26 protein-coding genes are annotated in these 26,953 nt (G+C 67.2%); 12 read left to right on the forward strand and 14 right to left on the reverse strand.

Annotated elements, in window-relative coordinates; all coding sequences use genetic code 11:
• Window positions 1-52 precede the first annotated feature (52 nt).
• Window positions 53-1,090 (forward strand): alcohol dehydrogenase AdhP, encoded by a 1,038-nt coding sequence (gene adhP / locus DVT68_RS12720; RefSeq protein ID WP_114825469.1) that lies wholly within the window; start codon window positions 53-55, stop codon window positions 1,088-1,090.
• 103 nt (window positions 1,091-1,193) lie between these two features.
• Here adhP and DVT68_RS12725 read toward each other — a convergent pair whose 3' ends face one another.
• The 4 genes from DVT68_RS12725 to DVT68_RS12740 all read right to left on the reverse strand — a co-directional run bounded on the left by DVT68_RS12725 (window position 1,194) and on the right by DVT68_RS12740 (window position 3,988).
• A complete protein-coding gene (locus tag DVT68_RS12725) occupies window positions 1,194-1,904 on the reverse strand; it encodes an arginyltransferase (RefSeq protein ID WP_114825470.1) in 711 nt (236 codons plus the stop codon).
• A gap of 100 nt (window positions 1,905-2,004) precedes the next feature.
• Window positions 2,005-2,397 (reverse strand): putative signal transducing protein, encoded by a 393-nt coding sequence (locus DVT68_RS12730; protein WP_114825471.1) that lies wholly within the window; start codon window positions 2,395-2,397, stop codon window positions 2,005-2,007.
• A 113-nt stretch (window positions 2,398-2,510) separates the two neighbouring features.
• The gene (gene tesB / locus DVT68_RS12735) at window positions 2,511-3,374 is read right to left on the reverse strand and encodes an acyl-CoA thioesterase II (protein WP_114825472.1); all 864 of its coding nucleotides are present in this window, start codon (window positions 3,372-3,374) and stop codon (window positions 2,511-2,513) included.
• Window positions 3,375-3,421: 47 nt separating this feature from the next.
• The gene (locus tag DVT68_RS12740) at window positions 3,422-3,988 is read right to left on the reverse strand and encodes an N-acetylmuramoyl-L-alanine amidase (protein ID WP_114825473.1); all 567 of its coding nucleotides are present in this window, start codon (window positions 3,986-3,988) and stop codon (window positions 3,422-3,424) included.
• 86 nt (window positions 3,989-4,074) lie between these two features.
• Between DVT68_RS12740 and DVT68_RS12745 the strand changes: the two genes are divergently transcribed.
• From DVT68_RS12745 to DVT68_RS12755, 3 genes are all read left to right on the forward strand, one after another.
• Window positions 4,075-4,602 carry an alpha/beta hydrolase gene (locus DVT68_RS12745; RefSeq protein WP_114825474.1) on the forward strand — a complete coding sequence of 176 codons (528 nt, stop codon included), beginning with the start codon at window positions 4,075-4,077 and terminating at the stop codon, window positions 4,600-4,602.
• Window positions 4,599-6,794 carry a bifunctional 23S rRNA (guanine(2069)-N(7))-methyltransferase RlmK/23S rRNA (guanine(2445)-N(2))-methyltransferase RlmL gene (rlmKL, locus tag DVT68_RS12750; protein ID WP_114825475.1) on the forward strand — a complete coding sequence of 732 codons (2,196 nt, stop codon included), beginning with the start codon at window positions 4,599-4,601 and terminating at the stop codon, window positions 6,792-6,794. The genes DVT68_RS12745 and rlmKL overlap by 4 nt, the downstream gene beginning before the upstream one ends.
• A 127-nt stretch (window positions 6,795-6,921) precedes the next feature.
• The gene (locus DVT68_RS12755) at window positions 6,922-7,275 is read left to right on the forward strand and encodes a hypothetical protein (RefSeq protein ID WP_114825476.1); all 354 of its coding nucleotides are present in this window, start codon (window positions 6,922-6,924) and stop codon (window positions 7,273-7,275) included.
• 67 nt (window positions 7,276-7,342) lie between these two features.
• Here the strand turns inward: DVT68_RS12755 and DVT68_RS12760 are convergent, their stop codons facing one another.
• Window positions 7,343-7,768 carry a DUF6491 family protein gene (locus tag DVT68_RS12760; protein ID WP_114825477.1) on the reverse strand — a complete coding sequence of 142 codons (426 nt, stop codon included), beginning with the start codon at window positions 7,766-7,768 and terminating at the stop codon, window positions 7,343-7,345.
• 264 nt (window positions 7,769-8,032) lie between these two features.
• Here DVT68_RS12760 and egtB point away from each other — a divergent pair, with 264 nt between their 5' ends.
• Window positions 8,033-9,214, forward strand: coding sequence for an ergothioneine biosynthesis protein EgtB (gene egtB / locus DVT68_RS12765; RefSeq protein WP_233523453.1), 1,182 nt, complete (start codon window positions 8,033-8,035; stop codon window positions 9,212-9,214).
• A complete protein-coding gene (egtD, locus tag DVT68_RS12770) occupies window positions 9,211-10,197 on the forward strand; it encodes an L-histidine N(alpha)-methyltransferase (RefSeq protein ID WP_114825478.1) in 987 nt (328 codons plus the stop codon). The genes egtB and egtD overlap by 4 nt, the downstream gene beginning before the upstream one ends.
• 38 nt (window positions 10,198-10,235) lie before the next feature.
• Here egtD and DVT68_RS12775 read toward each other — a convergent pair whose 3' ends face one another.
• From DVT68_RS12775 to DVT68_RS12795, 5 genes are all read right to left on the reverse strand, one after another.
• Complete coding sequence (locus DVT68_RS12775) at window positions 10,236-11,393, reverse strand: calcium:cation antiporter (RefSeq protein ID WP_199536056.1); 1,158 nt, start codon at window positions 11,391-11,393, stop codon at window positions 10,236-10,238.
• A gap of 127 nt (window positions 11,394-11,520) precedes the next feature.
• Entirely contained in the window at window positions 11,521-11,940 is a 420-nt protein-coding gene (locus DVT68_RS12780) for a VOC family protein (protein ID WP_114825479.1), read from the reverse strand.
• A 64-nt stretch (window positions 11,941-12,004) separates the two neighbouring features.
• On the reverse strand, window positions 12,005-12,922 hold the full coding sequence (locus DVT68_RS12785) for a LysR family transcriptional regulator (protein WP_114825480.1): 918 nt from the start codon (window positions 12,920-12,922) through the stop codon (window positions 12,005-12,007).
• A gap of 1,097 nt (window positions 12,923-14,019) precedes the next feature.
• Complete coding sequence (gene mfd / locus DVT68_RS12790; protein ID WP_114825481.1) at window positions 14,020-17,472, reverse strand: transcription-repair coupling factor; 3,453 nt, start codon at window positions 17,470-17,472, stop codon at window positions 14,020-14,022.
• Between the two features lie 116 nt (window positions 17,473-17,588).
• Window positions 17,589-18,200, reverse strand: coding sequence for a GNAT family N-acetyltransferase (locus DVT68_RS12795; protein WP_114825840.1), 612 nt, complete (start codon window positions 18,198-18,200; stop codon window positions 17,589-17,591).
• A 167-nt stretch (window positions 18,201-18,367) separates the two neighbouring features.
• On the opposite strand from DVT68_RS12795, the gene DVT68_RS12800 reads away from it, so the two are divergent.
• Window positions 18,368-18,751 carry an MmcQ/YjbR family DNA-binding protein gene (locus tag DVT68_RS12800; RefSeq protein ID WP_114825482.1) on the forward strand — a complete coding sequence of 128 codons (384 nt, stop codon included), beginning with the start codon at window positions 18,368-18,370 and terminating at the stop codon, window positions 18,749-18,751.
• Window positions 18,748-19,143 (forward strand): VOC family protein, encoded by a 396-nt coding sequence (locus tag DVT68_RS12805; RefSeq protein WP_114825483.1) that lies wholly within the window; start codon window positions 18,748-18,750, stop codon window positions 19,141-19,143. The genes DVT68_RS12800 and DVT68_RS12805 overlap by 4 nt, the downstream gene beginning before the upstream one ends.
• 36 nt (window positions 19,144-19,179) lie before the next feature.
• Here DVT68_RS12805 and DVT68_RS12810 read toward each other — a convergent pair whose 3' ends face one another.
• Window positions 19,180-19,695: a Slp family lipoprotein gene (locus DVT68_RS12810; RefSeq protein WP_114825841.1), complete on the reverse strand. Its 516-nt coding sequence runs from the start codon at window positions 19,693-19,695 to the stop codon at window positions 19,180-19,182.
• A 91-nt stretch (window positions 19,696-19,786) separates the two neighbouring features.
• The gene (locus DVT68_RS12815; RefSeq protein ID WP_114825484.1) at window positions 19,787-20,668 is read right to left on the reverse strand and encodes a 23S rRNA (adenine(2030)-N(6))-methyltransferase RlmJ; all 882 of its coding nucleotides are present in this window, start codon (window positions 20,666-20,668) and stop codon (window positions 19,787-19,789) included.
• 215 nt (window positions 20,669-20,883) lie between these two features.
• Here DVT68_RS12815 and DVT68_RS12820 point away from each other — a divergent pair, with 215 nt between their 5' ends.
• From DVT68_RS12820 to DVT68_RS12830, 3 genes are all read left to right on the forward strand, one after another.
• Window positions 20,884-21,237, forward strand: coding sequence for a hypothetical protein (locus DVT68_RS12820; RefSeq protein WP_147281724.1), 354 nt, complete (start codon window positions 20,884-20,886; stop codon window positions 21,235-21,237).
• A gap of 80 nt (window positions 21,238-21,317) precedes the next feature.
• A complete protein-coding gene (locus DVT68_RS12825) occupies window positions 21,318-23,039 on the forward strand; it encodes a copper resistance system multicopper oxidase (protein ID WP_114825486.1) in 1,722 nt (573 codons plus the stop codon).
• Window positions 23,036-23,953, forward strand: a complete 918-nt coding sequence (locus tag DVT68_RS12830) for a copper resistance protein B (protein ID WP_233523454.1) — start codon at window positions 23,036-23,038, stop codon at window positions 23,951-23,953. The genes DVT68_RS12825 and DVT68_RS12830 overlap by 4 nt, the downstream gene beginning before the upstream one ends.
• A gap of 69 nt (window positions 23,954-24,022) precedes the next feature.
• On the opposite strand, the gene DVT68_RS12835 is transcribed toward DVT68_RS12830, so the two are convergent.
• Window positions 24,023-24,664: an NAD(P)-dependent oxidoreductase gene (locus DVT68_RS12835; protein WP_114825487.1), complete on the reverse strand. Its 642-nt coding sequence runs from the start codon at window positions 24,662-24,664 to the stop codon at window positions 24,023-24,025.
• A 171-nt stretch (window positions 24,665-24,835) separates the two neighbouring features.
• Between DVT68_RS12835 and DVT68_RS12840 the strand changes: the two genes are divergently transcribed.
• Window positions 24,836-25,735 (forward strand): LysR family transcriptional regulator, encoded by a 900-nt coding sequence (locus DVT68_RS12840; RefSeq protein WP_114825488.1) that lies wholly within the window; start codon window positions 24,836-24,838, stop codon window positions 25,733-25,735.
• 4 nt (window positions 25,736-25,739) lie between these two features.
• Here DVT68_RS12840 and DVT68_RS12845 read toward each other — a convergent pair whose 3' ends face one another.
• Window positions 25,740-26,852, reverse strand: a complete 1,113-nt coding sequence (locus DVT68_RS12845) for a calcium:cation antiporter (protein ID WP_114825489.1) — start codon at window positions 26,850-26,852, stop codon at window positions 25,740-25,742.
• Window positions 26,853-26,953: the final 101 nt, after the last annotated feature.

A 26,953-nucleotide genomic window follows, 5' to 3' on the forward strand; every position in this document is an offset into this window, starting at 1 on the left:
CATGAGAGGCTCCGTCGCACACGGCCAGTCTTGACCTCACAGGAGTCGACCGATGGCGCCCAAGACGATGAAGGCGGCGGTCTCCCACCGCTTTGGCGAGCCCTTGCGCATTGAGGAAGTCCCGGCGCCCACGCCGGCGCGGGGCGAGGTGCTGGTGAAGATCGTCTGCAGTGGCGTCTGCCACACCGACGTGCATGCGGTGGATGGCGACTGGCCGGTGAAGCCGTCGCCACCGTTCATTCCCGGCCACGAAGGCGTGGGCGTAGTGGCTGCGTTGGGGGAGGGTGTGGAACATCTCAAGCTTGGCGATCCGGTCGGCATCGCCTGGCTGCATGACGCCTGCGGTCATTGCGAGCACTGCATGACCGGTTGGGAGACCTTGTGCGAGTTGCAGCACAACAGTGGCTACGGTGTGAATGGCAGCTTTGCCGAGTACGCCATCGGTAACGCCGCGTTCGTCGCGCGTCTGCCCAAGGATGTGGATTTCGCCTTGATGGCGCCTATCCTCTGCGCCGGCGTCACGACGTACAAAGGCTTGAAGGAGACCGACGCACGCGCGGGCGAATGGGTAGCCATCTCCGGCATCGGCGGGCTCGGCCATCTGGCCATCCAGTACGCCACCGCGATGGGGATGCAGGTCGTCGCGGTCGACGTGGCGGAGGAAAAGCTCGCGCTGGCGCGCAAGCTGGGTGCTTCCATCACGGTCGATGCGCGCAGGCCCCACGCCGTGCAGGAAGTGCTCGACGCCACCCACGGCGGCGCGCACGGCGTGCTGGTCACGGCGGTGTCGCCGGCGGCGTTCTCGCAGGCGCTGAACTTCACGCGGCGCCGCGGCACCATGAGCCTGGTCGGCCTGCCGCCCGGTGACTTAGCCACGCCGATCTTCGATGTAGTGCTCAAGCGTCTCACCATCCGCGGGTCGATCGTGGGCACCCGCAAGGACCTCGCCGAGGCGGTGGATTTCGCCGCGCGCGGCAAGGTGGTCTCCACCATCGAGCGGCGTCCGCTGGAGGCGGTGAACGACGTGCTGCAGGGACTGCGCGAAGGCCACATCCAGGGCCGTGTGGTGCTGGATATCGGCAAGCCCTGAGCACGGCAAGCTTGTGTAGGAGCGACCTGCGCGCGACCTCGCCGTATGGGTGTTCCGTACCGGTCAGCGGTCACGCGCCGAGGGAGCTGCCGCTGGAAAGGGCTCAGCCCTCCGGCATCTCCACCCAGCCCTCGCTGGTGCGGATCTGCAACGGACGGAAGCGGCGCTTGTAGTCCATCTTCGGATGGCCGGCGATCCAGAAGCCAAGGTAGACCCACGGCAGCCCGCGTCGCTGGGCCAGGGCCACCTGCTGCAGGATGGCGAAAGTGCCCAGGCCACGCGCCGTCTCGTCCGGGTCGTAGAAGGTGTAGACGGCCGACAGGCCCTGCAGGCACACGTCGGTGACCGCCACGCCCAGCAGGCGTGACCCCTGGCGGAACTCGAGGAACAGGGTGGGGCTCCACGGCGCCGTCAGGAAACGCCGAAAGTCGCTGGCGTCCGCTTCGTCCATGCCGCCGCCCGGGTGCCTCTGGCGCAGGTAGCGCTCATACAGCGCATGGCGCTCGGCGTTGTAGCCGGCCATCGACTCCACCACCTGAACATCGGCGTTCTGCTTCAGGCAACGGCGCTGGCTGCGGTCCGCCTTGAAGTGGGCCACGTCGATGCGGCAGGGCGTGCAGGCCCGGCAGTTGCTGCAATACGGGTAGTACAGGTGACCACCGGCGCGGCGGAAGCCGCGCTCCAGGGCCGGGCCGTACAGCTGGTCCAACTGCGGAGCCGCCGGGTCGATCACCAGGTTCTGTGCCGTGCGCTCGGCAAAGTAGCCGCAGGTGTGCGGCAGGGTTTGGAAGAGGCGGACACGATCGGAGCGCATTGCCCGATTCTATGTCCGGTTCGGGTCGGCGTGTGAGTAGGAAAATGCCGACTAATGCGGTCGGATGGGGCGGTAAGTCGCCTGAGATGGCCCGACCGGGTCAGATCACGCCCAGGTAACGCAGCATCAGCACCACGAAGGCGCCTGCCACCGCCAGCATCACGATGCGGCGTGCTCGGGTGGCGACGCTCTGGCGGCGCGACTCGGCGGTCGGGTTGCGGGCCAGCGCCAGTTCCTCGCCATGGCGGATCACCGGCTCGATGCCCAGCTCCTTCAGCAGGGCGCGGGCCTGGGTGTAGTCGTCGGCCCTGGTCACCCACACCTGGGCCCAGTTATCGCGGTTCTCGTTGCGCTGCGAGTAACTGAAGCGCTGGTAGCTGGGCCGCCGGTAGTTGGACCGGTTCTCGATGCTGCACTCAATGCCGTGCTCGGCCAGCAGCGCGGCGACGCGATCGATATTTTCCTGGCGGGGCGAGGTGTACAGCTGACGCATGAAGTGAGCCTGTGGTCGTTGCCCGGAGGGCTGCCGTCGGGGGGCGACGAGCATCGCGGGGCGAGATGGTCGCGCCCCGGGGCGATCTGATTTTACTACGCCGGCCGGCGGGTTCAGCCTCGCAGGCGGATCAGGCCTTCCTGAGCGGTGGAAGCGACCAGGCGGCCGTCGCGGGTGAAGATCTGTCCCCGCGCCAGTCCACGGGCGCTCTGGGCGGTGGGGCTGTCGAAGGAGTACAGCAGCCATTCGTCGACCCGGAACGGACGGTGGAACCACAGCGCATGGTCCAGGCTCGCCATCTGCACGTTGTGCGTGTAGTAGGAGATGCCGTGCGGCAGCGTGGCGGTGCCGATCAGGTTGAAGTCCGAGGCGTAGGCCAGCAGCGAGCGGTGCAGGTCGGCCGAGTCGCCCACCGGCGCGGTCAAGCGGAACCAGATGTGCTGATACGGCGGCCGCTTGACCGGGTGCAGCTTGTCCTGCGGCCACACGTGGCGGAACTCGAACGGGGCATCCACGCCCAGCCAGCGCTGCAGCTTTTCCGGCAGCTTGGCCAGTTGCTCGGGCGGCAGCGCCTGCATCGGCGAAATGTCCTCGGGCATCGGCACTTCCGGCATCGAGGACTGGTGCTCGAAACCGGTCTCCGGCACCTGGAACGAGATCGAGCCGTTCAGGATCGGCTGGCCGTGCTGGATCGCCACCACCCGACGGGCGGAAAAGGTGCCGCCGTCACGTGCGCGCTCGACGCTGTAGACGATGGGCGCGTTGATGTCGCCGGCCCGCAGGAAGTAGGCGTGCAGCGAGTGCGCCTCACGCGCCGGATCCACCGTCCGCTGGGCAGCCGACAGCGCCTGGCCCAGCACCTGCCCGCCGAAGACGAAGTGCGTGCCGATGTCACGGCTCTGGCCGCGGAACAGGTTGTCCTCCAGACGCTCGACTTCGAGCAGGTCGACCAGTTCTCGGACGTGGGTTTCCGTCATGGGAGGGCTCGGCAGATGAATGGCGGGCGATTATAGCCGGGCTGGCTTCAGCGACCGGCGCCAGTCCGGGTCAGGCCGCTTCCGTCCAGCACCTCGTCCCACGGGAACAGCGGGCCCGGGTCGAGCTTGCGCGGGACCTCCACGGCCGGGTTGTCGCTGGCGGGAAGCCGCGCGGTATCCAGGTCCTCGTGGCCGGCGATCAGATGCAGGTTCGGGTAGTCCTGGCGCAGCTGGGCCAGCAGGGCGCGCAGGGCGGCGATCTGGGCTGCCGTATACGGCTCGGTCATGGTCTGGCGGTGGGAGTTCCACCAGTCGGGATAGCGCCCGAGGTTCACCAGCTCGATGCCGATGGAGTTGGGATTCTGGCCCCGCACATGGTTGGCCACCCGGTTGCCCGGCACGTAGCGGTAGATCGTCCCGTCGCGGTCGATGTAGAAGTGGCCGCTGGCGCCCGTGCCGCGGTCCTCGTAGAGCACCCGCTCGCCGTATTCCCGGGCCATCGCCAGGTCGGGCAGCTCGGTGCAGTGGATCACCACCATCTCCACGGCGCTGGCGGGGCGCTCCGGCAGCTTGGCGACGTAGGGCAGGGGCTGGTCGATGACGGTGATGGGCATGCGGGCAGTCTCGCACGCCTGAACGATGCCGCGGAACGCCGCCTGTTACGATGCGCGGCCTGATGGATGCAGTATTGGAGACCGCGATGGGCGGCCAGATCATTCTTTCGCACGGCTCGGACTCCGGTCCGGACGCCACCAAGGTCAGCGTGCTGGCCGCCTTTGCCGAATCGCTCGGGTGGAAGACGCAGCGGCCGGACTATCGCAGCGATGACCTGCCCGGTTATGCCGGGGCGGTTGATCCGCGCGTGGCGCGCCTGCTTGCCGCCATCGACGGGCTGGATGCGCCGCCGGTGCTGGTCGGCTCCAGCATGGGCGCCTTCGTCTCCGGCCTGGCTTCGCTCCAGCGTCCGGTGGCTGGCTTGTTCCTGCTGGCCACGCCGAGCGGGATCCCCGGCTACCGCCAGGAGTTCGACCTGAGTCCCAGCGTGCCCACGTTGCTCTACCACGGCTGGCAGGACGACGTTTGCCCGCCCGAAGGCATCCTCGCCTTCGCCAGCCGCCGTCGCCTGCCGCTGATGATGGTCGACGACGACCACCGCCTGGGCGACAGCGTGGAACGCATCGTGGAGCAGTTCGGGTTGTTCCTGGCCCAACTGGCGCCCGCGGCATGAGCGCCTTCTTCGCCAGTTGCCCGAAGGGGCTGGAGTACCTGCTGCGCGACGAACTGGTCGCGATGGGCGCGGCGGACGTGCGCGAGGCGCTGGCCGGCGTCCATTTCGCCGGCTCGCTGGAAACCGCCTACCGCGCCTGCCTATGGTCGCGCCTGGCCAGCCGCGTGCTCATGCCGTTGGCCGAGTTCGATGCGGCCACTGATGACGCCCTGTACGCCGGCGTGCAGGCGATCGACTGGTCGCAGCACCTGGCCTCGCACGCCACCCTGGCGGTGGACGCGAACTCGGCCCAGAGCAAGCTCACCCACAGCCAGTTCATCGCCCAGCGCGTGAAAGATGCGGTGGTCGACCAGTTCCGCCAGCGCGATGGTTCGCGCCCCGGCGTCGACACCGAGGAGCCGGACGTGCGCATCAACCTGCGCCTGCGCCGCGACCGCGCCACGTTGTCGCTGGACCTGGCTGGCGCGCCGCTGCACCGCCGTGGCTGGCGCGAGCTGCAGGGCGAGGCGCCGCTGAAGGAGAACCTGGCTGCTGCGATGCTGTTGCGCGCGCGCTGGCCGGAGATCTACGCCGAAGGCGGGGCGTTGCTCGATCCGATGTGCGGCTCGGGCACGCTGCTGATCGAAGGCGCCTGGATGGCTGCCGACGTGGCTCCGGGCCTGCACCGCGAGTACTACGGTTTCCTCGGCTGGTCCCAGCACGACATCGCGTTGTGGCGAGGCCTGCTGGAAGAGGCGCGCCAGCGTGCCGAGGCCGGCCAGCGCGCGCTGCGCAGCTGCTTCTTCGGCAGCGACGCCGACCCACGCATGGTGCAGACCGCCAAGCGCAATGCGCAGGAGGCGGGCGTGGCTGGCTTCCTCACCCTCGACAAGCACGACGCCACGCATGTGGCCCCGCCGCCGGGTTACAGCCGTGGCCTGGTGATCACCAATCCGCCGTACGGTGAGCGCCTGGGTGATCGCGTGGAAATGCCCCGGCTGTATCGCGCGCTGGGCGAGACCCTGCGCGAGCGCTTCGCCGGCTGGCGCGCCGCCGTATTGGCCGGCGATGCTGAGCTTGGCCACGCCATCCCGCTGCGTGCGGAGAAGAAGTACGCGCTGTACAACGGCGCCCTGGAAACGCAGTTGCTGGTGTTCGAACTGCACGCGCGCAGCGAGGCGCCGCGCGAGGCCAAGCCGCTGTCCGAGGGCGCGCAGATGCTGCGCAACCGGCTGGAGAAGAACCTCCGTCATCTGCGCAAGCGGCTGGAGCGTGAGGGCATCCACTGCTGGCGCGCCTACGACCAGGACCTGCCTGAGTACGCCGCGGCGATCGACGTCTATGCCGACGACGGCGGCGAGCCGAGCCTGCACATCCAGGAATATCGCGCGCCGGCTGAGATCCCGGCCGAGACCGCCCGCCACCGCCTGCGCGAGATCGTCCGGGTGGCCGGCGAGGTGTTCGGTGTGCCGCGCGAGCGCATCGCGCTGAAGACCCGTGAGCGCGGCAAGGGTGGCTCCAAGTACGGCCAGTTTGACCAGCGCGGCGACTTCATCGAGGTGGCCGAGGGCGGGCTGAAGTTCCTGGTCAATCTCACCGATTATCTGGACACCGGCCTGTTCATCGACCACCGGCTGGTGCGCGGCAAGCTGCGCGAGCTGGCCTCCGGCCGGCGCTTCCTGAACTTGTTCGCCTATACCGCCACGGCGAGCGTCTACGCTGCCGCCGGCGGCGCCCGCGACACCACCAGCGTGGACCTGTCAGCCACCTACCTTGACTGGGCTTCGCGCAACCTCGCGCTGAACCGGTTCACCGGCGCCAGCCACCGGTTGATGCAGGCCGATGCGATGGCCTTCCTGCAGCGCGACCGCGAACGGTATGGACTGATTTACGTCGATCCGCCGACCTTCTCCAACTCCAAGCGGGCGGAGGATTTCGACGTCCAGCGCGACCACGTTCAGCTGCTGCTGGCTTGCGCCGAGCGGCTGGCCGGCGACGGCGTGATCGTGTTTTCGAACAATTTCCGGCGCTTCAAGCTGGATCATGACGCGCTGGCTGAACGGTTCAGCATCGAGGACTGGAGCGCCCCCAGCATCCCCTTCGATTTCACCCGCCGTTCGGACATCCACGGCTGCTGGCTGCTGCGGCTGCATCCGCAGGAATCGCCCTGGGGCGGCAGTGTGAACCACGTCCGCAATCAGGGTAGACGATAGTCGTTCACGCGCGTTTTACTCAGTGAAAATTCAGCGCGAAAGTCAGAGCATTAACCACGGCAAAGAGCGGTAGAAGGCAGCCTCGAATCCTTCTGCCGGAATCAAGCCTCCCTTGGGAGACACACTCATGAACAAGACTAAGCTTTCCACCGTCAAGCGCATTGCTCTGGCGACCGCCATGTTGGTCGGCTGTGCCGCCGTTGCTCCTGCCTTCGCCGGCCATGTGAGCTTGAACGTGGGTATCGGTCTACCGGTGGCAGGCGTCGGTTATTACGCGGCTCCGGCCCCGGTGGTTTACGCCCCGGCTCCGGTGGTCTACGCGCCGGCCCCGGTGGTGTACGCGCCCGCTCCGGCGTATTACGGTCCGGCGGTCTACGGGCCAGCGGTGGGCGCGACGGTCGTCGTGGGCGGTCATGGCGGCTATTACCACCATGGCGGCGGCTACTACTACCGCGGCGGCTACCGCCACTACGGCCACTGATCGCGCCATCGGCGATTGACCCGCAAAGGCCCGGCTCCCAGCCGGGCCTTTGTCATTCCAGGCGCGCTTACGGCGAGCGGCCGCGCTGCGACGCCCGGTTGCTCAGCTGGTCGAACTGGTCACGGTCGATGATTTCCACCGATTGCACGGCGCAAGGTGGCTGATCGCGCGAGGACACGGTCTCTCCCGCCTCGCCGCACAGGGCGCCCCAGCCGATGCTCTGGTTCGCGCGGTTGGAATTGAAGCGCAAGCTCTGGCCGATGCCCAACTGGGGACAGTCGGCCCGCAGCCTGACCAGGTAGCGCGTGGGGCCGGTGCGTGCAATGACGGTTTGGTTGTCCACCACCGACCACTCGTTGATGCGGTCGGGCCGCAGACACCGGCTCACCGGGCGTAGCGGCGTGAACGCCGGCGCACTCTGGTCGGCGGCCATGACGTTGAGGACGGTCAGGAGCAGGAGGCTTGCGAGCGCGAGCAAAGCTTGGGCTTTCATGAGGTCACCTCACGCAAGGTAGGGACACGTCCGGCGAAACGCCGTGGCGTTTCGCTCGCATACAGCGCTGTAAAGCATCCGCCATCGGCGCATCACGATATGTGAACGTTCCGTGGGGCAAGGTGCGCGAATGTTTTGGCGAGACACCACCTGCAAGCCAGGAACAGTGCCGGTCCACACCGGGAGGCGCCGGTGACGCTCGCCTCGTCGGCAGGACAAGCCGAGGCGTTGCTGCTGCGATTCAGGAATATCCGGACCCGCAGCATGGATTTGTGCGCGCCGCTCAGCGCCGAGGACATGATGGTGCAGTCGATGCCGGACGCCAGTCCGGCCAAATGGCACCTGGCGCACACCACCTGGTTCTTCGAACGGTTCGTGCTGGCGCGTGACGGCGGCTACCGCCCGGCGCACCCGGAGTGGCACTACCTGTTCAACTCCTACTATCAGTCGGTCGGGCCGATGCATGCGCGTCCGCAGCGCGGCCTGCTGTCACGCCCCGGCGTGGAGCAGATCCGGAGCTATCGCGAGCGCGTCGATGATGCCGTCAGCGAGTTTCTGCTGCGCGGCGTCGACGAGGCGACGCTCGCGGTGATCGAGCTGGGCTTGCAGCACGAGCAGCAGCACCAGGAACTTTTGCTCACGGATATCAAGCACGCGTTCGGCGTGAACCCGCTGCTTCCGGCCTATACGACCCATGCCGCGACGCATGACGCGTCCAGCGCGGCGCCGCTGGAATTCATTGGGGGAGCCGAGGGCATCGTAGCAATCGGCCACGCCGGCGACGGCTTCGCCTTCGACAACGAATCGCCGAGGCACCGCGTGCTGCTCGGCCCGCATGCGCTGGCGAACCGGCTCGTCACCAATGCCGAGTACGCCGCCTTCGTTCACGACGGCGGCTACCAGGAACCCGCGCTGTGGTTGTCCGACGGCTGGGACACGGTGCGCCGCGAGCAGTGGGAGCGCCCGTTGTACTGGCAGCCGGATCTGGCCAGCGAGTTCACCCTGAGCGGCGTGCAGCCGATCGACCCGCACGCGCCGGTCAGCCACGTCAGCTACTACGAGGCGGATGCCTTCGCGCGCTGGGCGGGCGCGCGACTGCCCACCGAGGCGGAATGGGAAAGCGCGGCGGCGGCGCTGCCTGCGCAGGGCAACCTGCTTGATGCGCGGCAGTGGCATCCGCGCGCGGCCACATCCGGCGCCGGTCATCTGCAGATGTATGGCGACGTGTGGGAGTGGACCGCCTCGCCCTACGTGAGCTACCCCGGCTTCCGGCCGCTGGCCGGCGCGCTGGGCGAATACAACGGCAAGTTCATGTGCGGGCAGTGGGTGTTGCGCGGCGGTTCGTGCGCCACGCCGCGGGAACACATCCGCGCCAGTTACCGGAATTTCTTTCCTCCCCATGCGCGTTGGCAGTTCATGGGGATCCGCTTGGGACAGGACCGATGAGTGAGCAAGCCTTCGACCTTCGCGACGACGACCGCCGCCCGCCTGCCGACGAGCTGACCGGCATCGTGCAGCGAGGGTTGCGCCTCAGGCCGAAGCGGCTCCCGTCCTGGTTGTTCTATGACGAACGCGGCTCGCAATTGTTCGAGGCGATCTGCGAGCAGCCCGAGTACTACCTCACGCGCTGCGAAATCTCATTGATGGACGTACACGCCGGCGAGATGGCCGACGTGCTTGGCGAGGACGTGCGGCTGGTCGAATACGGCAGCGGCAATGCGGTGAAGACGCGCATGCTGCTCGAACACCTGCATGCTCCGGTGGCCTACGTGCCCGTGGAAATCTCCGCCGAGCCGCTGCGGCGTTGCGTGCATGCGCTGGGCGAGCGATTTCCGTCGCTGCCGGTGCAACCGTTGCCAGGGGACTTCACCCGCGCACTGCGCCTTCCCATTCCTCCGCGCGCGCCGCGGCGCACGGTGCTTTATTTCCCGGGCTCGACCATCGGCAACTTCGAGTCACGCGAGGCGGCCGAGTTGTTGCGCAAGATGCGCAACGAGATGGGCGACAACGGCGGCATCCTGATCGGCGCGGACCTGAAGAAGGACCATGCGGTGATCGAGGCCGCCTACAACGATCGGGCCGGCGTGACTGCCGAGTTCACCCTCAACATGCTGGTGCGGCTCAATCGCGAGATCGGCAGCGATTTCGAGCTGTCGCGGTTCCGCCACCACGCGCACTACAACGCCATGGCCGGGCGCATCGAGACGTTCCTGGTCAGCACGCGTGCGCAGAAGGTGCGCGTGGGCCGACAGCAGGTGAACTTCGCCGACGACGAGGCGATGCAGGTGGAGTACAGCTGCAAGTATTCGCAGGACGACTTCGCCGCGCTGGCCAGCAAGGCGGGACTGGATGTCGCGCATGCCTGGACCGACCCGAGCGGCATGTTTGCCGTCTACTACCTGGTGCGCGCTGGTGCCGCGCTGCATTGACGCGCGTTCCCGTACGCGAATGTCCCTGGAGGGTCCCTTCAGGGACTGAAAACCAGCACCAGGAACACCGCGAACATCGACAGGTGCACCGCGCCTTCGAGCATGGTGGTGCGCCATCCCGAAAAGGTCAGCGAGCTCAGCACCAGGGTAGAGGCGAGCAGCACGATGCTGGCCGGAGGCAGGCCGAGCACGACCGGCTTGCCGGTGAGCAGGCCGATCGCCAGCACCGCCGGCACGGTCAGTCCCACCGTGGAAGCTGCGCCGCCGAGGCAGAGGTTGATGGCGCGGGTGAGCTCGTCGCGACGGATGGCGATCAGCGCAGAGATGCCCTCGGGCGTGAACACCAGCATGGCGATGATGATGCCGCCGAGTGATTGCGGCGCCCCGGTGGCGGCGATGCCGTAGTCGAGCACCTTGGCCAGGCTCTTGGACAGGATCACGATGGGCAGGATGTTGATCAGCAACAACAGCACGTGGAACGCCATCTCGCCCTTGCGCGGCGGGCGCGCCGGCGGCGGCGGTTCGGCCGGCTCGTTCGCGTCCGTATCCGCACGCGGCGCCACGAAGTAGCCCTTGTAGCGTCCGGTCTGCAGCCACAGGAACAGGCCGTACAGCGCGATGGTGAGGATGGAGAAGCTCACTGCCTGTAGCGAGGTGAGCGAGCCGTCAGGGGTGGATGCGGTGAAATTCGGCAGCACCAGCGCGATGGTGGCCAGCGGGATGATCACGGCGAGAAAGGCCGAGGCGCCGTGCAGGTTGAATGCCTGCTCGTGATGGCGGATGCCGCCGATCAACAGGCCAAGTCCCACCACGCCGTTGAGCACGATCATCAGCACCGCGAACATTGTGTCGCGCGCCAGCGTGGAGGTGTCGCCGGCGCCCAGCATCACGGCGGAGATCAACACCACCTCGATGATGACGATCGACAGCGTGAGCACCAGCGTGCCCACCGGCTCGCCCAGCAGGCTGGCCAGCTCCTCGGCCTCGTGCACCACGCCGAACGAGCCCCACACGATCACGAAGAAGAGCCACGCGAACAACGCCAGGCCGACGTCATGGCGGCTCAGATGCGCCATCCAGTCCGATCCGAAGATCATGAAGATCAGCACGGTGATCCAGGCGATGGCCGGCCTGATGAGCATCTTCGGGTGGAATAGGGGCAGCCCCGGTGTCGGCTCGGTCGCGACGGTGGTCATGCGTGAATCTCCATGGAAAACGTCTGATGGCTGTCATGCCGGCCGCAGGCCGGCTGCGGGCAGATGCCGGCAACCCTTGGCGATGACGCGTGATGTCCTTGGGCGCAGCGTGGCACAGGATGGCCGCCTAGGAAACGTCGAGGAGCTCTCCACCCCAGTCGGCGGGATGCACATCCGCCATCGATTGCGAAAACACCCAGCGATGGCCGCCGATATCCAGCGCGTCGTACTGTCGCTCGCCATAAGGATAGTCGGTGGGCACACGGCCGATGCGTGCGCCGGCGGCGCACGCCATCGCATGATGGGCGTCGACATCAGCGACATGCACCATCACGGCGTGGTCTGCATGGTTGGTCGGCGTGTCGTCGCGGCGTTCGGTGGCGACGATCGACGCGCCTTCGAACAGCAACTGGATGCGGTGGTCTCCGATACGCAGTCGCTCGCGAAAACCGAAGGCCTTGCACAACCAGACCGCCGCCACCGCCACGTCGTCATAGGCCAGTTCGGGAATGATCACACCTGGCGGCTTCGAGCGATTGGTGATCATGCATGGCTCCAGTGCCTGAGTTGGGCTCGGAACATGCGAATCGACTTGGCTCCGCGTGACGTCATCATTCGGTGATCTCCAGGCCGCGCACCAGTCGCTTGGCCAACCGCGGCTGGCGTAGTTGCTCCAGCCACCATGACAGCGCGCGGCCCTCGTGGTCACCACGCCAGGCGACATAGAGGATGTTCGGCTCACGCGGGTCAGCCATGGTCTTCTCGACCAGTTCGCCGCGCTTGAGCAGGCCCGCCACCCGCTGGCGCGGCAACCAGCCCACGCCCAGTCCCTGGCGCTGCGCGAGGATCTTGGCCCGCATGCTCGGCACCGCCAGCGTGGCCTGTCCGCCGACCAGGCCATAGGCGCGGCCGGCGGAACTGCGCGAAGAATCCGCCACCACCACGCTGCGATGGCGCGCCACCGCGTCACGCTCCAGCGGTCCGGCAAGCTTGGCCAGTGGGTGGCGTGGCGAGACGGCGAACACCCAATCCATCACGCCCAGTTCGAACCAGCGCAGTTTCGGGATGGCCGGTGGTTCGTTGGTGGCGCCGACGATCAGGTCGGCGCGCCCTTCGCGCAGGGCCTCCCAGGTGCCGCCCAGCACTTCGGTGGTCATGCGCAGCGCCACGCCCGATTGCAGGGCATCAAAGCTGTGGATGACCGGCGCGAAGATTTCGAACTCGAGGATTTCATCGGTGACGATCCACAGCCGGTCCTCCCAACCGCTGGCGATCTGCTTCACACGTCGGCTGAGGCGTGAGACGTCCTGCATCAGCCTTGCCGCCTCCTGCGCAAGCAACTGGCCTGCTGGCGTCAGTTGCAGGCGGTAGCGACGCCGGTCGAACAGCAGCGCATCGAAGCGGGCCTCGAGTTGGCGGGCGGCGTGCGAGATGGTGGAGGGGGCTTTGCCCAGGCGCACTGCAGCGCGCGACAGGCTGCCGCTTTCGCGGATGGCTTCGAGCAGGGCCAGTTCGTCTTCGGACAACATGTGCGGTTCCGTCGAACGAGTTGGGGGGATGGTACGGCAATGGGGTGGTTGGCAGCAGGGTGGCCCCGCGCTTGGTGAGTGACGCTGTCGATACCTCTCCTGGTTTGTCATCCCTGCGAAGGTTGGGATCCAGTGGCTTTGCTCTTGGCTTTTGATTTGGTGTGTTCGCTAGCTTGCTCGCCTGCGGCGGGCTTCCGCTGCCCTGCCGGGCAGCGGGTCACTTTTCTCTGCTTGGCCAGAGAAAAGTAACCAAAAGAGAGGCCACCCCGATGGCGCGCCTTCCGGGCTTCGCCCTCCAGGTTCGCGGACGGGCTACGGGGTTTGTCGACAGGGCATCCTGCCCTGACGCCAAACTGGCCGGCATCCCTGCCGGCCACCCTTCGGGCTATTCCTCCACCCGCCCGCCGCGCCATAGGGGAGGGGAAGTCAAAAGCCGAAGCGAAGAGCCAAGAGCCAAGAGCCAAGAGCCAAGAGCCAAGAGCATCAACATCCCTGTAGGAGCGCACTCTGTGCGCGAACAGGGACGGCAGATCGCCTCTGCCATCGCGCAAAGGATGCTTTCATACAAAGAGTGCAAGGGTTTGGCGAAGCGATGTGCCGCGCAGCGGCACGAGCCTTCACCCGATCCCCTGTGAGGCGGTGAGGGGTGGACGATCAGGCCCGTAGGGGGATCGACAGGGATGTCGATCCCTTTTCGTCCGGGCAGGAGCCCGGTCGAAAAGCCCGGCCGCCCCTCACGGACTGGGCGGGCTGCAAGCCCGGCCAGCGCCGAGTGGGGTGCCGTTTCTCTTGGTTACTTCTCTTTGGGCAAGCAAAGAGAAGTGACCCGGGCCGCGGTAGCGGTCCGGAAGCCCGCCGCAGGCGAGCACGCTTGCGGCACGCTCAGATCAAAGGCGAAAGTCACTGGATGACTCGCTACGCTCGCCCCTTCGGGGCCGCCCTGCGGGCGTTCTGCGCGCTTCGCGCTTGTCCAGTCTTCGCTGGGATGACGTGATAGGAGGGGACTTCGCGGGAGCTTAGTTCACGCCCAGGAAGACGTGCATTGCGCTGATGAGAAGCGAGCCCCGCGACAAGTGCTCGCGCCTCAAAGCGGCGCATCACTGCGGCCTCCGCCCCCCCAACTGCACCAACACCTCCTGCGCGGACCGGATGCGCTCAGTCGCCCCCGGCAACTCCAGGTTCACCTTCAACTTGTCCTGCCCATCCAGCTTGTACACGCGTGGCTGGCTCTGGATCAGGCGAATGATCGCCATCGGGTCGACTTCCGGTTTGTCGCGGAAGGTGATGCGCCCGCCATTGGCGCCGAAGTCCAGCTTGCGGATCCCCAGCGGCGTGGCCATCAGTTTCAGCTGGGCCACCGCGAACAGCTGCTTGGCGGCATCGGGCAGGAGGCCGAAGCGGTCGATCATCTCCACTTGCAGGTCGCGCAGGTGTTCGTCGCTGCGCGCGCTTGCGATGCGTTTGTACAAGGTCAGGCGCGTGTGCACGTCCGGCAGGTAGTCGTCGGGGATCAGCGCCGGCAGGTGCAGTTCCACCTCTGTTTCGTGCTCGCTGCTCAGGTCGAAATCGGGCAGCTTGCCGGACTTCAGGGCGCGCACCGCGCGTTCCAACAATTCCGTGTAGAGCCCGAAGCCGATTTCCTGGATCTGGCCGGACTGCTCGTCTCCCAGCAGTTCGCCCGCGCCGCGGATTTCGAGGTCGTGTGTGGCCAGGGTGAAGCCGGCGCCCAGCTCCTCCAGCGAGGCCAACGCTTCGAGTCGCTTCTCCGCGTCGGCGGTCATCGCCTTGCGGTCGGGCACGACCAGGTAGGCATAGGCGCGATGGTGCGAGCGGCCCACGCGGCCGCGGAGCTGGTGCAACTGCGCGAGGCCGAAGCGGTCGGCGCGGTTGATGATGATGGTGTTCGCCGTTGGAATGTCGATGCCGGTTTCGATGATGGTGGTGCACACCAGCACGTTGAATCGCTGGCGGTGGAAATCCGCCATCACGCGTTCCAGCTCGCGCTCGGGCATCTGCCCGTGGGCGATGCCAATGCGGGCCTCGGGGATCAGCTCCTCCAGGTCGCGCGCAGCGCGCTCGATGGTGTCGACCTCGTTGTGCAGGAAGTACACCTGCCCGCCGCGCTGCAGCTCGCGCTGGAAGGCCTCGCGGACCAGCGCAGGCTCCCAGGTGGAGATGAAGGTACGCACCGCCATGCGGTGCGCCGGCGGCGTGGCGATCAGCGACAAGTCGCGCAGGCCGCTCATCGCCATGTTGAGCGTGCGCGGGATCGGCGTGGCCGTCATGGTGAGCAGGTCGACCTCGGCGCGCAGCTTCTTCAGCTGTTCCTTCTGGCGCACGCCGAAGCGCTGTTCTTCATCCACTACGACGAGGCCAAGATTCTTGAACCGGATCTCCGGTGCGAGCAGCTTGTGTGTGCCGACAATCACGTCGATGTGGCCATCCGCAAGGCGCTTGAGCGCCTCGTTGATTTCCTTGGTCGACTTGAAACGCGAGAGCACGTCCACGCGCACCGGCCAGTCGGCGAAGCGGTCGGCGAAATTGCGGTAGTGCTGCTGGGCGAGCAGGGTGGTTGGCACCAGCACCGCCACCTGCTTGCCGGCGGTGGCGGCGGCGAAGGCGGCGCGCAGCGCCACCTCGGTCTTGCCGAAGCCCACGTCGCCGCAGATCACGCGGTCCATCGCGCGCGGTGCGGCGAGGTCGGTGAGCACGGCGTCGATGGCGTGCAACTGGTCGAGGGTCTCCTCGAACGGGAAGCTCGCGCCGAATTCCTCCACCAGCTGGCGGTCGATCGACATCGACTCGCCGCCGCGCGCCTCGCGCTGCGCGTAGATGGCCAGGAGTTCGGCGGCCACGTCGCGCACCTTCTCCGCGGCCTTGCGGCGGGCGCGTTCCCACGCGTCGCCGCCCAGCGAATGCAGCGGAGCCAGCTCCGGCGCAGTGCCGGTGTAGCGGCTGACCAGGCCCAGTTGCGCCACCGGTACGTAGAGCTTGTCGCCCTTCGCGTATTCGATGGTGAGGAACTCGCCCTCCATGCCGCCCAGCTCCATCGACACCAGGCCCTGGTAGCGGCCGACGCCGTGGTCGACGTGGACGATGGGGGCGCCGATGGTCAGCTCGGTGAGGTCGCGGATGATGCTTTCGGGGTCGCGCGCGGCGCCGCGGCGACGCTTGCGCTCCGTGCGCACGCGCTCGCCGAACAGCTCGCGTTCGGTGAGCACGGTGAGGACGGGCTCGGAGAGGGCAAAGCCCTGCTCCAGCGAGGCGATGGTGATCGCAAGTTGCGGCTTGCCGCCGTCGATGAACGACTGCCACCCGTCGATTGTATCCGGCTTGAGGCCGGCGCTGGCCAACTGTTCGATCAGCGCCTCGCGTCGACCGGCCGAGTCGGCGGCGATCAGCACGCGGCCCGGGTAGCTCGACAGGAAGTGGCGCAGCGAGGTGCCCGGTTCCTCGCCCTTGCGGTTGAGCGGAAGCTCCGGCGCGGGCTGCGTGCCGCTGTTCTGTGCGTGCTCGTGACCGCTTTCGACCAGTTCGATGCGCAGGCGCTTGTTGAGCTGCTCGCGCAACTGCTCAGGCGGCAGGTAGAGCTCGGCCGGTGGCAGCACCGGTCGTTCGATGTCGTGGGCGCGCTGGTCGTAGCGCTCGCCCGTCTGCGTCCAGAACTGCTCGGCCGATTCCAGCGCGCCTTCGGCGAGCATGAACACCGCGTTGTCGGCCAGGTAATCGAACAGCGTGGCGGTCTGTTCGAAGAACATCGGCAGGTAGTACTCGATGCCGCCTGGCGTGACGCCTTCCTTCATGTCCTGGTAGAGCGGGCAGCGACGCACGTCGATGGGGAAGCGCTCGCGCAGGTGCGTGCGGAAGTCCTTGGCGGCGTTCTCGGTCAGCGGGAACTCGCGCGCGGGCAGCAGCTCGATGCCTTCGACCTGCTGATTCGAGCGCTGGGACTCCGGATCGAAGCTGCGGATCGACTCGATCTCGTCATCGAACAGCTCGATGCGGTAGGGCTCGCTGGCGCCCATCGGGAAGATGTCGATCAGCGCGCCGCGCACGGCGAAGTCGCCCGGCTCGGCGACCTGCGGCACGTTGCGGTAGCCGGCGGCCTCCAGGCGGCGCTGTTCGGTAGCCAAGTCCAGCTTCTGCCCCTTCTTTACCATCAGCCCACTGCCTGTGATGTGGCTGTGCGGGGCGATGCGCTGCATCAGGGTGGCGATCGGCACCACCAGTACGCCACGCTGGGTGGTCGGCAACTGGAAGAGCGTGGCGATGCGCTGGGAGACGATGTCCGGGTGCGGACTGAAGACGTCGTAGGGCAGGGTTTCCCAGTCCGGGAAATGCAGCACCGGCAAACTGCCGGCGTACACCCTCAGCTCGTCCTCGAGCGCGTGGGATCGCTGGGTGTCGCGCGTGACCGCCACCAGCAGACCCTGGTGGGAGCGAGCGGCTTCGGCCACCAGCAGTGCGCGTGAGGAGCCGTGCGGCGACGTCCAGAAACGGCGCTGCTTCGGACTGGTGGGCAGGGTCGGATGCGGAATCGTATGGGCCATGCAGACGCGAGGTTCGAGGGCGCGGCGACACGCTGCGCCAGGAAAGCGGGCAAGTGTAACGCGACCGCCCCGGCGAACCGGGGCGGTGTTTCACATCGGCATGTGGGGACGAAACTTCAGAGCTGCAATGCGATCTGGGTCGTGCCCGGTTCGTCCGGGCTGGGGCGACGCTTGAAGCCCAGCTCCTTGCACAGCTGCAGCATCGGGCGGTTCTCCAGCAGCACGTAGCCCCAGATCTCGCTCAGGCCGCGGCGGCGGCAGTCGTCGACCAGTCGCTGCATCAGCAGGGCGCCCAGGCCCTGGCGGGTCCAGTTGGGCTCCACCAGCACCGAGAACTCGGCGCTGTTGGTGTTGTGGTCCACGAAGATGCGTCCCACGCAACGCAGTTCGGCGGGCTTGACCGTCTCGTCCATCAGCACGAAGGCGGTCTCGACGGCCGGATCGATCCGGCACAGGCGCTGCGCCATCGGCTCGGGCAGTTCGCTCATCGAATGCAGGAACCGGCGCCGGATGTCCTCCGGCGACAGGCGGGCGAACTGGCGCTTGAGGGCGGCCACATCGCCGGGCTCGATCCCGCGCAGTCGCAGCTCGCGGCCGTCATGGGCATGAACCAGCTCCCCCAGCGGGCGGGGCAGCTCGAGCAGTCGCGGACGGGCGAACCGCTCGGTGCTACGCGGGGGAAGCAATGTACGGCGGTTGTTCGATGCGTAGTCGATGGCGGCGTTCATGCCCATACTTTAGCGTATTGTGTGCGCCGCAACATGAACAAAACCTCTTTTCAAGCGATAAGTTGGGCGGCGCTATGTCGCACTGCGTTGCATGTTTCGGCGTCTGGCGCGGCGCTTGGGCAGAATGCGCCGAATCGGGCGTCGTCGCGTCGACAGGGAGTGAAGGCATGGCAGGCAAGGGCATGACCACCCGTCAGCTGGAGGCCTTGTGCGGCCGCTGGCCCGGGGTGAGCCAGGACGTCAAATGGGGCGCCGACCTGGTGTTCAGCGTGGGCGGCAAGATGTTTGCGGTGATGCCGGTGGACGGCGGCCGCGTCGCGTTCAAGGTGGCCGACGAGCGGTTTCTGGAGCTGACCGACCAGCCCGGTATGATCCCGTCCCCCTACCTCGCGCGGGCGCACTGGATCTCTGTGGTGGAGCCCCAACGGTTCGCCACGACGGAACTGGCTGCCCTGGTGGAGGCCTCCTACGGACTCGTGCGAGCGAAGCTCACCAAAAAGATGCAGGGGGCGCTGGGCCCGTGGCCCCTGCCTGTGGAGCGCAATAAGTGAAGCAGACCATCGGAAGCATTGCCCTGCTGGTCGCCGACTATGACGAAGCCATCGCCTGGTATACCCGGGTGCTGGGTTTCACCCTGGTCGAAGACACCGACATGGGCGGTGGCAAGCGCTGGGTGGTGGTGTCGCCGCCGGGCGCCAGCGAGACGCGCCTGCTGCTGGCCAAGGCCTCCGCGCCGGCGCAGGCGGCGCGGGTGGGCGACCAGACCGGCGGCAGGGTGTTTCTGCTGTTGCACACCGACGATTTCTGGCGCGACTACCGGCGCATGAAAGAGCAGGGCGCGATGTTCTGCGAGGAGCCCCGCGAGGAGGCCTACGGCACGGTGGTGGTGTTCCGGGATCTGTACGGCAACAAGTGGGACCTGCTGCAACGCAAGGTCCCCTGAGAGTTCTACCGGCATCCCTGGACGGGATGCCCGGGATCAGTGGACCACGCCGACGCCGATGCCGAAGCTCACGTTGGAATGGCCGCTCTCCATCTCGGCGGCGGTCCAGACGTGGGATTGCGACACGCTCACGGTCGGGAAGACGTAATTGGCCTGGCCGACATTGCCGTTGCGGCTGCCGACGATGCGACCGGACAGCGTGATCAGGGTGCCGGCCGGCATGTCGAACGACTCGACATAGCCCGGCGTCACCGCAATGAAGCGTCCCCAGCCGCCGTGCCCATCCACCTTGGGGCGCTGCGAACTGTCGAGCGGATAGGCGAGGATTTCGACCTCGCTGTGGTCGGGGAAGTTGTGCACTTCCACCACACGGCCACCCCAGATGACGTCAGCATTGGCGTAATGCTGCGGATCCTGCGCGACCATATTGGGCGCGGCGGCCACGGTCATGGCGGAGGGCTTGTAGATCGGCGCGGGTGCGCAGGCGGCCAGAAGCAGTAGTGCGGCCGGCACGAGGCCGAGCAGGGGGCGGGCGGCAAGGCGGTGCAACATGGCGGGTTCCTGCATTCCGGTCGTGGTTGCCACGAGCTTAGCCGTCCCGTGGGCTGCGCGGTAGGAGCTCGCGCAGCGCCGGGCCATGCATTCAGCTGGCGGCTTCTTGCACCAGCCAGTCCAGTCGCCACTCGGCCGGACGTTCCTGCGACAGCAGCGGCGCCATCGCGCGCAGGGGCTCGCGCAGTACCTCGTCGAGCTTCCACGGCGCGTTGAGGATCACCATGCCCGAGCCGTTGAGGCGCAGCGGCGAATCGTCCGCATGCACCAGCAGTTCGGCGCGCAACACGCGGCGCACGCCGCAATGCTGCAGCCAGCGATGGAACGGCTGGACCTGGCTGCGCAGCTTGATCGGGTACCAGACCGCGAACACGCCGGTGGGCCAGCGCTGCAGTGCGGCCTTGAGCGCCTTCTCGATCACGCGGTACTCGGCTTCCTGCGCCTCGTACGGCGGATCGATCAGCACCAGTCCGCGCTTTTCCTTCGGCGGCAGCAGCGCCTTGAGGGCCTCGTAGCCGTCGCGTTCGTGCACGTGCACGCGATGGTCGCGATGGAACAGCTCGCGCAGACGCACGGCTTCCTCCGGATGCAGCTCGCACAGGTGCGCGCTGTCGGTCTCGCGCATGGTTTGCGCGACCTGCAACGGCGAGCCGGGATAGAGCTTCAGGCCATGCTCATTGCCCGGCAGCTTGAGGATGCTGTCGAGCCAGCGGCGCAGCAGCGGCGGAAGTGGCTTGGCTGCGCCGTTGGTCGGATGCAGGTCGGGAAACAGCAATCGGGCGATGCCGTCGCGGTACTCGCCGGTCTTGCCCGCCTCCACGCTGTCCAGCGCGTAACAGCCGCTGCCGGCATGCGTGTCGACGAAGGCGAAGGGCGTGGCCTTGGCCTGCAGCGCCTCGATCAGCGCGAACAGCACCGAGTGCTTGAGGACATCGGCGAAGTTGCCGGCATGGTAGGCGTGGCGATAGTTCATGGAGGGTCGGGGGCCGGACGGTGGGTCATTATAGGAGAGGGTGCAGCCGGACGGATTTGCACTCCCCCGCAGGGGCTCACGCCGTACGCGACGGCGAGCCCACCGCAAAAGCCGAATCGGTGGGTCGCGAATAGGCAGCTCCTGCGGGAATCTCGCGGCTTTGGAGCCGGCTCCAGAGTTGAGCGGGCCATGGTGCGCTGGCTATGCTCGCGGCCATGAGCCACCGCCTGTTCCGCCGCCTGCGTCGTTGCCGCGTCCTGTTTGCGCTGGCGCTGTGCTCGTGGCTGGCGATGGCCAGCGTCGCCTGGGCGCGACCCGAGCTGGACTGCGCGTCCGCCATGGGGGCGATGGGCATGGCGATGCAGCATGGCGCGATACCGGACCAGGGTCACGCGCCGCATACCACCATGGAGCCGGACAGCTGCTGCGTGCATGGCGCGGTCAGCGTGCCGCCCGCATCGGCGCCACGTCCGCCGTACATGCATGCCGCATCGCAGGCGTGGCCGGCCACTGACGAAGCCGCGCCCCAGCCATTCGTCGAACCGCCGCTGCGACCGCCGGTCGCGTGAGATTCCGTTGACTGAAAAGGGCCGGATAGCCGGTTGATTCAACGTGCCCGCGCAGCGGGCGCGAGTGACGGAGCAAGTGCATGGACAAGCAGGAACCGCGCGGCATTCAGCTGCCGCGTCGGCGTTTCGTACAAGGGTTGGCGCTGGGTGGCGTGGCGGCCGGGTTGGGACTGTGGCGCGGCAACGCGCAAGCCCAGCCGTGGACTCCGCGCACTGAGCTGCGCGGCGATCATTTCGAGCTGGAGATTGGCGAACTGCCGGTGGATTTCACCGGGCGCCGCCGCGTCGCGACCGTGGTCAACGGGCAACTGCCGGCGCCGCTGTTGCGCTGGCGGCAAGGCGATACGGTGACGCTGCGTGTGCGCAACCGTCTGGCGGTGACCAGTTCGATCCACTGGCACGGCATCGTGCTGCCGGCGGACATGGATGGCGTGCCGGGCCTGAGCTTCGATGGCATCCCACCTGGGGGCGAGTACGTCTACCGTTTCACCGTGAACCAGGCGGGCACCTACTGGTACCACAGCCATTCGCGCTTCCAGGAACAGACCGGCCTGTACGGCCCGATCGTGGTCGAGCCTCGCGATGGCGAGCCGCACGTTGCGCAGCGCGACTACGTGGTGATGCTCAACGACTGGACCGACCACGATCCGGAAACCATCTACGCCAACCTGAGGAAGCAGTCGGGCTACTACAACCACGGCAAGCTCACCGCGGGCGATTTCCTGCGTGACGCCGGTCGCGACGGTCTCGCGACGGCGCTGGCGGATCGGCGGATGTGGAACCGGATGCGCATGGATCCCACGGACCTGGCCGATGTGTCCGGCGCCGCCTATACCTATCTGGTCAACGGCCGCACGCCGGCCGGCAACTGGACGGGGCTGTTCGACCCGGGCGAGAAGCTGCGGCTGCGCTTCATCAACGGTTCGTCGATGACCTTCTTCGACGTGCGCATTCCGGGTCTCAAGATGACCGTGGTGGCGGCCGACGGCCAGCCGATCGAGCCGGTCACGGTGGACGAATTCCGCATCGCCGCGGCCGAAACCTATGACGTGATCGTGCAACCGTCGGCTGACCGCGCGTGGACCATCCTCGCCCAGAGCATGGACCGCTCCGGGTACGCACGCGCCACTCTGGCGCCGCGCGCAGGCATGACGGCCGACGTGCCGCCGCTCGACTCGCGGCCGTTGCTCGCCATGAGCGACATGATGGGCGCGATGGACCATGGCGCCACGGCGCATGACATGGGCGGCATGGCGATGCCGGGCATGATGGACATGCCGATGCCGTCTGCGCCTGCCGCGTCGTTGGCGACCGGACCGGAAGTGGACATGCGCGTGGCGACGCCGCGCAGCAACCTCGACGACCCGGGTGTGGGTTTGCGCGGCAACGGCCGACGGGTGTTGACCTATGCCGACCTGCACGCGGTGGATGCGCCGATCTCGCCACGGGTGGACCGCGAACTCACCCTGCGGCTCACCGGCAATATGCAGCGCTACTTGTGGTCGTTTGACGGCCAGCGCTTTTCCGATGCCGGGCCATTGCGGCTGAAGCATGGCGAGCATGTGCGCATCGTGCTGGTCAACGACACCATGATGACCCACCCGATCCACCTGCACGGCATGTGGAGCGAGCTGGAGTCGGCAGATGGGCGCTTCCAGGCGCGCAAGCACACGGTGGTGGTGCAGCCGGCGCAGCAGGTGAGTTATCGGGTGAGCGCCGACGCCATCGGGCGCTGGGCCTATCACTGCCACCTGCTGTTCCACATGGAAGCGGGCATGTTCCGCGAAGTGGTGGTGGCATGAGCGGCGTGCCTGGCGTGCGGATCGCCTTCGCCTTGGGCGTCATCCTGCCTGCTTCAACCATGGCTCAAGTCATCGACATGCAGGACATGCCCGGCAAGCCGATGTCGCACCGTGTGGATTCGACGCCGTCCGCGGCGTCCACCAGCGTGGACCATGATCACCACGACAGTCCTGTGCCGCAGTTGCAGTCAGTACCGCCGAATGACCACGTCGCTCCGGCGCCTCCGCAATACCTCATGCAGGACATGGCGCCGGCGCAGATGGCCTCGACCATGCAAATGGACGACACCGCTCCGCTTGGGATGTTGATGCTCGACCGACTGGAGCGTAGCCGCAGCACTGTGGGCGACCTCGCCACGAACTGGGAGGCACAGGCCTGGTGGGGCAACGCCATGGATCGCCTATGGCTCAAGACCGAAGGCGAGCGTGGCCGTGACGGCAGCGACGGGCGCCTCGACGTGCTTTGGAGCCATGCCTGGACCAGTTTCTGGGATTGGCAACTCGGCGCGCGCCAGGACTTCGGGCAGGGTCCGCAACGCCAATGGGCCGCGGTGGGCGTGCAAGGCCTGGCGCCGTACTGGTTTGAAACCCAGGCCACGTTCTACGTCGGCGGGCAGGGGCGCACCGCGTTGCGGCTGGAGTCGAGCTACGAGCTCCTGTTCACCCAGCGGCTGATCCTGCAGCCGCGTCTGGAGATGAACTTCTACGGCAAGGACGATCCACACCGCGGCGTCACTTCGGGCCTGTCCGACCTGGAGGCAGGCTTGCGACTGCGCTACGAAATCAGCCGCAAGTTCGCGCCTTACCTCGGCGTGGAATGGACGCGGCGCTTCGGCGAGCAGGATGCGGCCGAAGCGCGACCGCTGCCTGCGCGCGAGACGACGTGGGTCGCCGGCGTGCGGCTCTGGTTCTGACGCAGCGGGCGACGCCGGCCATGGCCGGCCGGCGTCGCCGTGGACGGCCGGGGCCGTACGGGGTTTTGCTCAATACGCGACAGTGATGCGCTGGCTTCGGGCGTCGCGCTTCTCGAGGCGGTCGAGCAGGGCGACGGCGTAGTCGGGCACGCTGATGCGGCTCTGACCATGGGCGTCGACCAGCAGCTGATCGCCACCCACGCGGTACTTGCCCGTGCGGGCGCCATCCTCGATGAGCGCGGCCGGACTGATATACGTCCATTCGACATCCGCCTTTCTGGCGCGGAACACGTCCAGCGCCTTGGACTGCGAAGTCGCTTCCGGCTTCCAGGCTTCCGGGAAGTGCGGGTCGTCGATCACGCGCACGCCGGGCGCCGTTTCCAGCGAGCCCGCGCCACCCACCCAGAACAGACGCTTCACGCCGGCGCGCGGCAGGTTGTCCAGCAACGTGGCGGCGTTGGCCGGCACGGCGTCCGGATTGCCGTCGCGACGCGCCGAGATGCTCGCCACGGCGGCATCGGCGCCTCGCACGGCGTCCAGCCAGCTCTCCGGCTTGGCGACGTCGCCGCTCACCACGCTGAGGCGCGCATGCTGCGTGGTCAGGCGCGCCGGATCGCGCACGACGGCGATGACCTCGTAGCCGCGCTCCAGCGCTTCGTCGAGGATGGCGTGGCCGATATGGCCGGTGGCGCCGAACAGGGCAATCTTCATGGGTGGGACACTCCAGTGGGGATGGGGCGGCAGACCATCTCGTTATGGCCGCGAATGGATCGGCTGGGAAGCTGACATCGAGCATGATCCGCTCCCTGGCGTTGCGGATAAACGCATCAACGTGGAAATCACTGTAAAGTTTTGATTGACAGTGAAGCAGAGGTCGCGGGCATGGCAGGCGAGGTCAATCTCAACCGTTTGGCGATCTTCGTGGCGCTGGTGCAGGCGGGCTCGTTCACCGCCGCGGCTGAAGCGCTGGGCATGACCAAGGCGATGGTGAGCCAGCACATCGCGCGGCTGGAGCGCGAGCTTGGCGTAACACTTCTGTTGCGCAGTACCCGACGCATGACCCTGACCGAGGCCGGCACGGCGTTCCATGCCGCATGCGTGCGCATCCTTGGCGAGGCCGAGGCGGCGATCGAGCAGGTCGGGCGCAATCAGGACATGCCCAGCGGCACCTTGCGCCTCACCGCGACCGGCGACTACGGCACGGCGGTGGTGGCGCCGGCGCTGGCGGACTTCATGCGCGCGCATCCGCTGCTGCAGGTCGATCTTGCCCTGAGCGACCACGTGAGCGACCTGATCGCAGAACGCTTCGACCTGGCCATCCGCATGGGTCGGCTGCGTGACTCCAACCTGCGCTCGGCGCGGCTGAGCAGCTTTCGCCAGTTGCTGGTGGCGGCGCCGGCCTATCTCGCGCGACGTGGCGAGCCGCGCACGCCGGCGGAACTGCCCGGCCACGACTGGGTGGCGCTGGCCCTGCTGTCATCGCCGCTGCGCTGGACCTTCGGCGCGCCCGATGGTTCGCGCCGCACCGTCCGCGCGCGCCAGGTCGCCCAGGCCAACAACGTGGCCGCCGCGCACGCGCTGGTGCTGCATGGCGCCGGTATCAGCGTGTTGCCGGATTACCTGGTGACCGACGATGTGCGCGAAGGGCGCCTGGTGGTGTTGCTGGCGCAGTACGCCCTGCCCGAGTGCGGCATCTACGCGGTTTATCCCGGCAAGCAGCCGCCGGCGAAGGTGCGGGCCTTCATCGATCACCTGCGTGCGCGCCTCGCGGCGGCAGCCTGATGCCTCAACCCTGAAGCATGAAGAACAGATAGGCCACGAAGACGATCAAGTGCACTGCGCCTTGCAGCACGTTGGTGTGGCCGCTGGAGAAGGTGACAAGGCAGAGCATGAGGGTGAGCACGAAAAGCACGAGGTCGGTGTGCTGCAGGCCAAGCACGATGGGGTGGCCTGTGAGATGGCTGATCATCAGGATGGCCGGAATGGTCAGGCCGATGGTGGAAAGCACCGAGCCAAGGAAGATATTGACCGAGCGTTGCATGTGGTTGGCGTGGGCGGCGCGCACGGCGCCGATGGCTTCGGGCGTGGCCACCAGCACCGCCATGCACAGGCCGGCGAGCGCCGCCGGCTTGCCCATCGTCTCGAGCACGTAGTCCACGGGGTGCGCAAGCTGCTCGGCCAGATACACGACTGGCGCCATGTAGGCGAGCAGCAGCGCGGCGTGCAGCAATGTACGGCCAGGGCCGGGATCGGACACGAAGGGCTCTTCGTCCTCGAGGTCGGCGGCGAAATAGGCGCGATGGCGGCGCGTCTGCAATCCGAGAAAGGCCACATACAAGCCCACGGAGATGATGGCGAGAAAACTCTCCTGGGCTGAGGACAATGTCGGGCCCGCCGTGGTGGTGGTGAAGTTGGGCGCCACCAGCGCAAGCGTGCCTAGCGGAATGACCACGCCGAGATAGGCGTTGGCGCCTTGCAGGTTGTAGTGCTGCTCGCGGTGGCGCCAGCCGCCGATCAGCAGGGAGAGGCCGACCATGCCGTTGAGTACGATCATGGTCACCGCGAACAACGTGTCGCGGGCCAGCGTTGGATTGTTCGCGCCGTGCAGCATGATGGCGGTGATGCTGATGACTTCGATCGCGGTGATCGAGAGGGTGAGCACCAAGGTGCCGTAAGGCTCGCCCAGCAGCTCTCCCAGTTGTTCGGCGTGACGCACCACCGACAGGGCCGAACCGAGAATGACCAGGAACAGCCAGAGAAAGATCGCCGCCAGCCAGGGCAGTCGATCCAGCCCGGACAGCAGACGCGGTCCATGCAGGAAAAACGCCACCGAAGTGATCACGCTGATGGCAAGGAATCCTTCGGCGCGGATCCATGCCGGGACACGGCGGGACTTCATCGCAGGCACCCCACGCGGAGCGGCGTCCGCTGGCCTGACGTACTCTAGCCGCCCAGTGGCCGTGGCGTAGGCATCCGTTCGGCGTAGGCCGCGGGGAGCTG

Origin of the sequence: Dyella solisilvae, assembly GCF_003351225.1 — a bacterium.
In the GTDB taxonomy this organism is placed as follows: domain Bacteria; phylum Pseudomonadota; class Gammaproteobacteria; order Xanthomonadales; family Rhodanobacteraceae; genus Dyella; species Dyella solisilvae.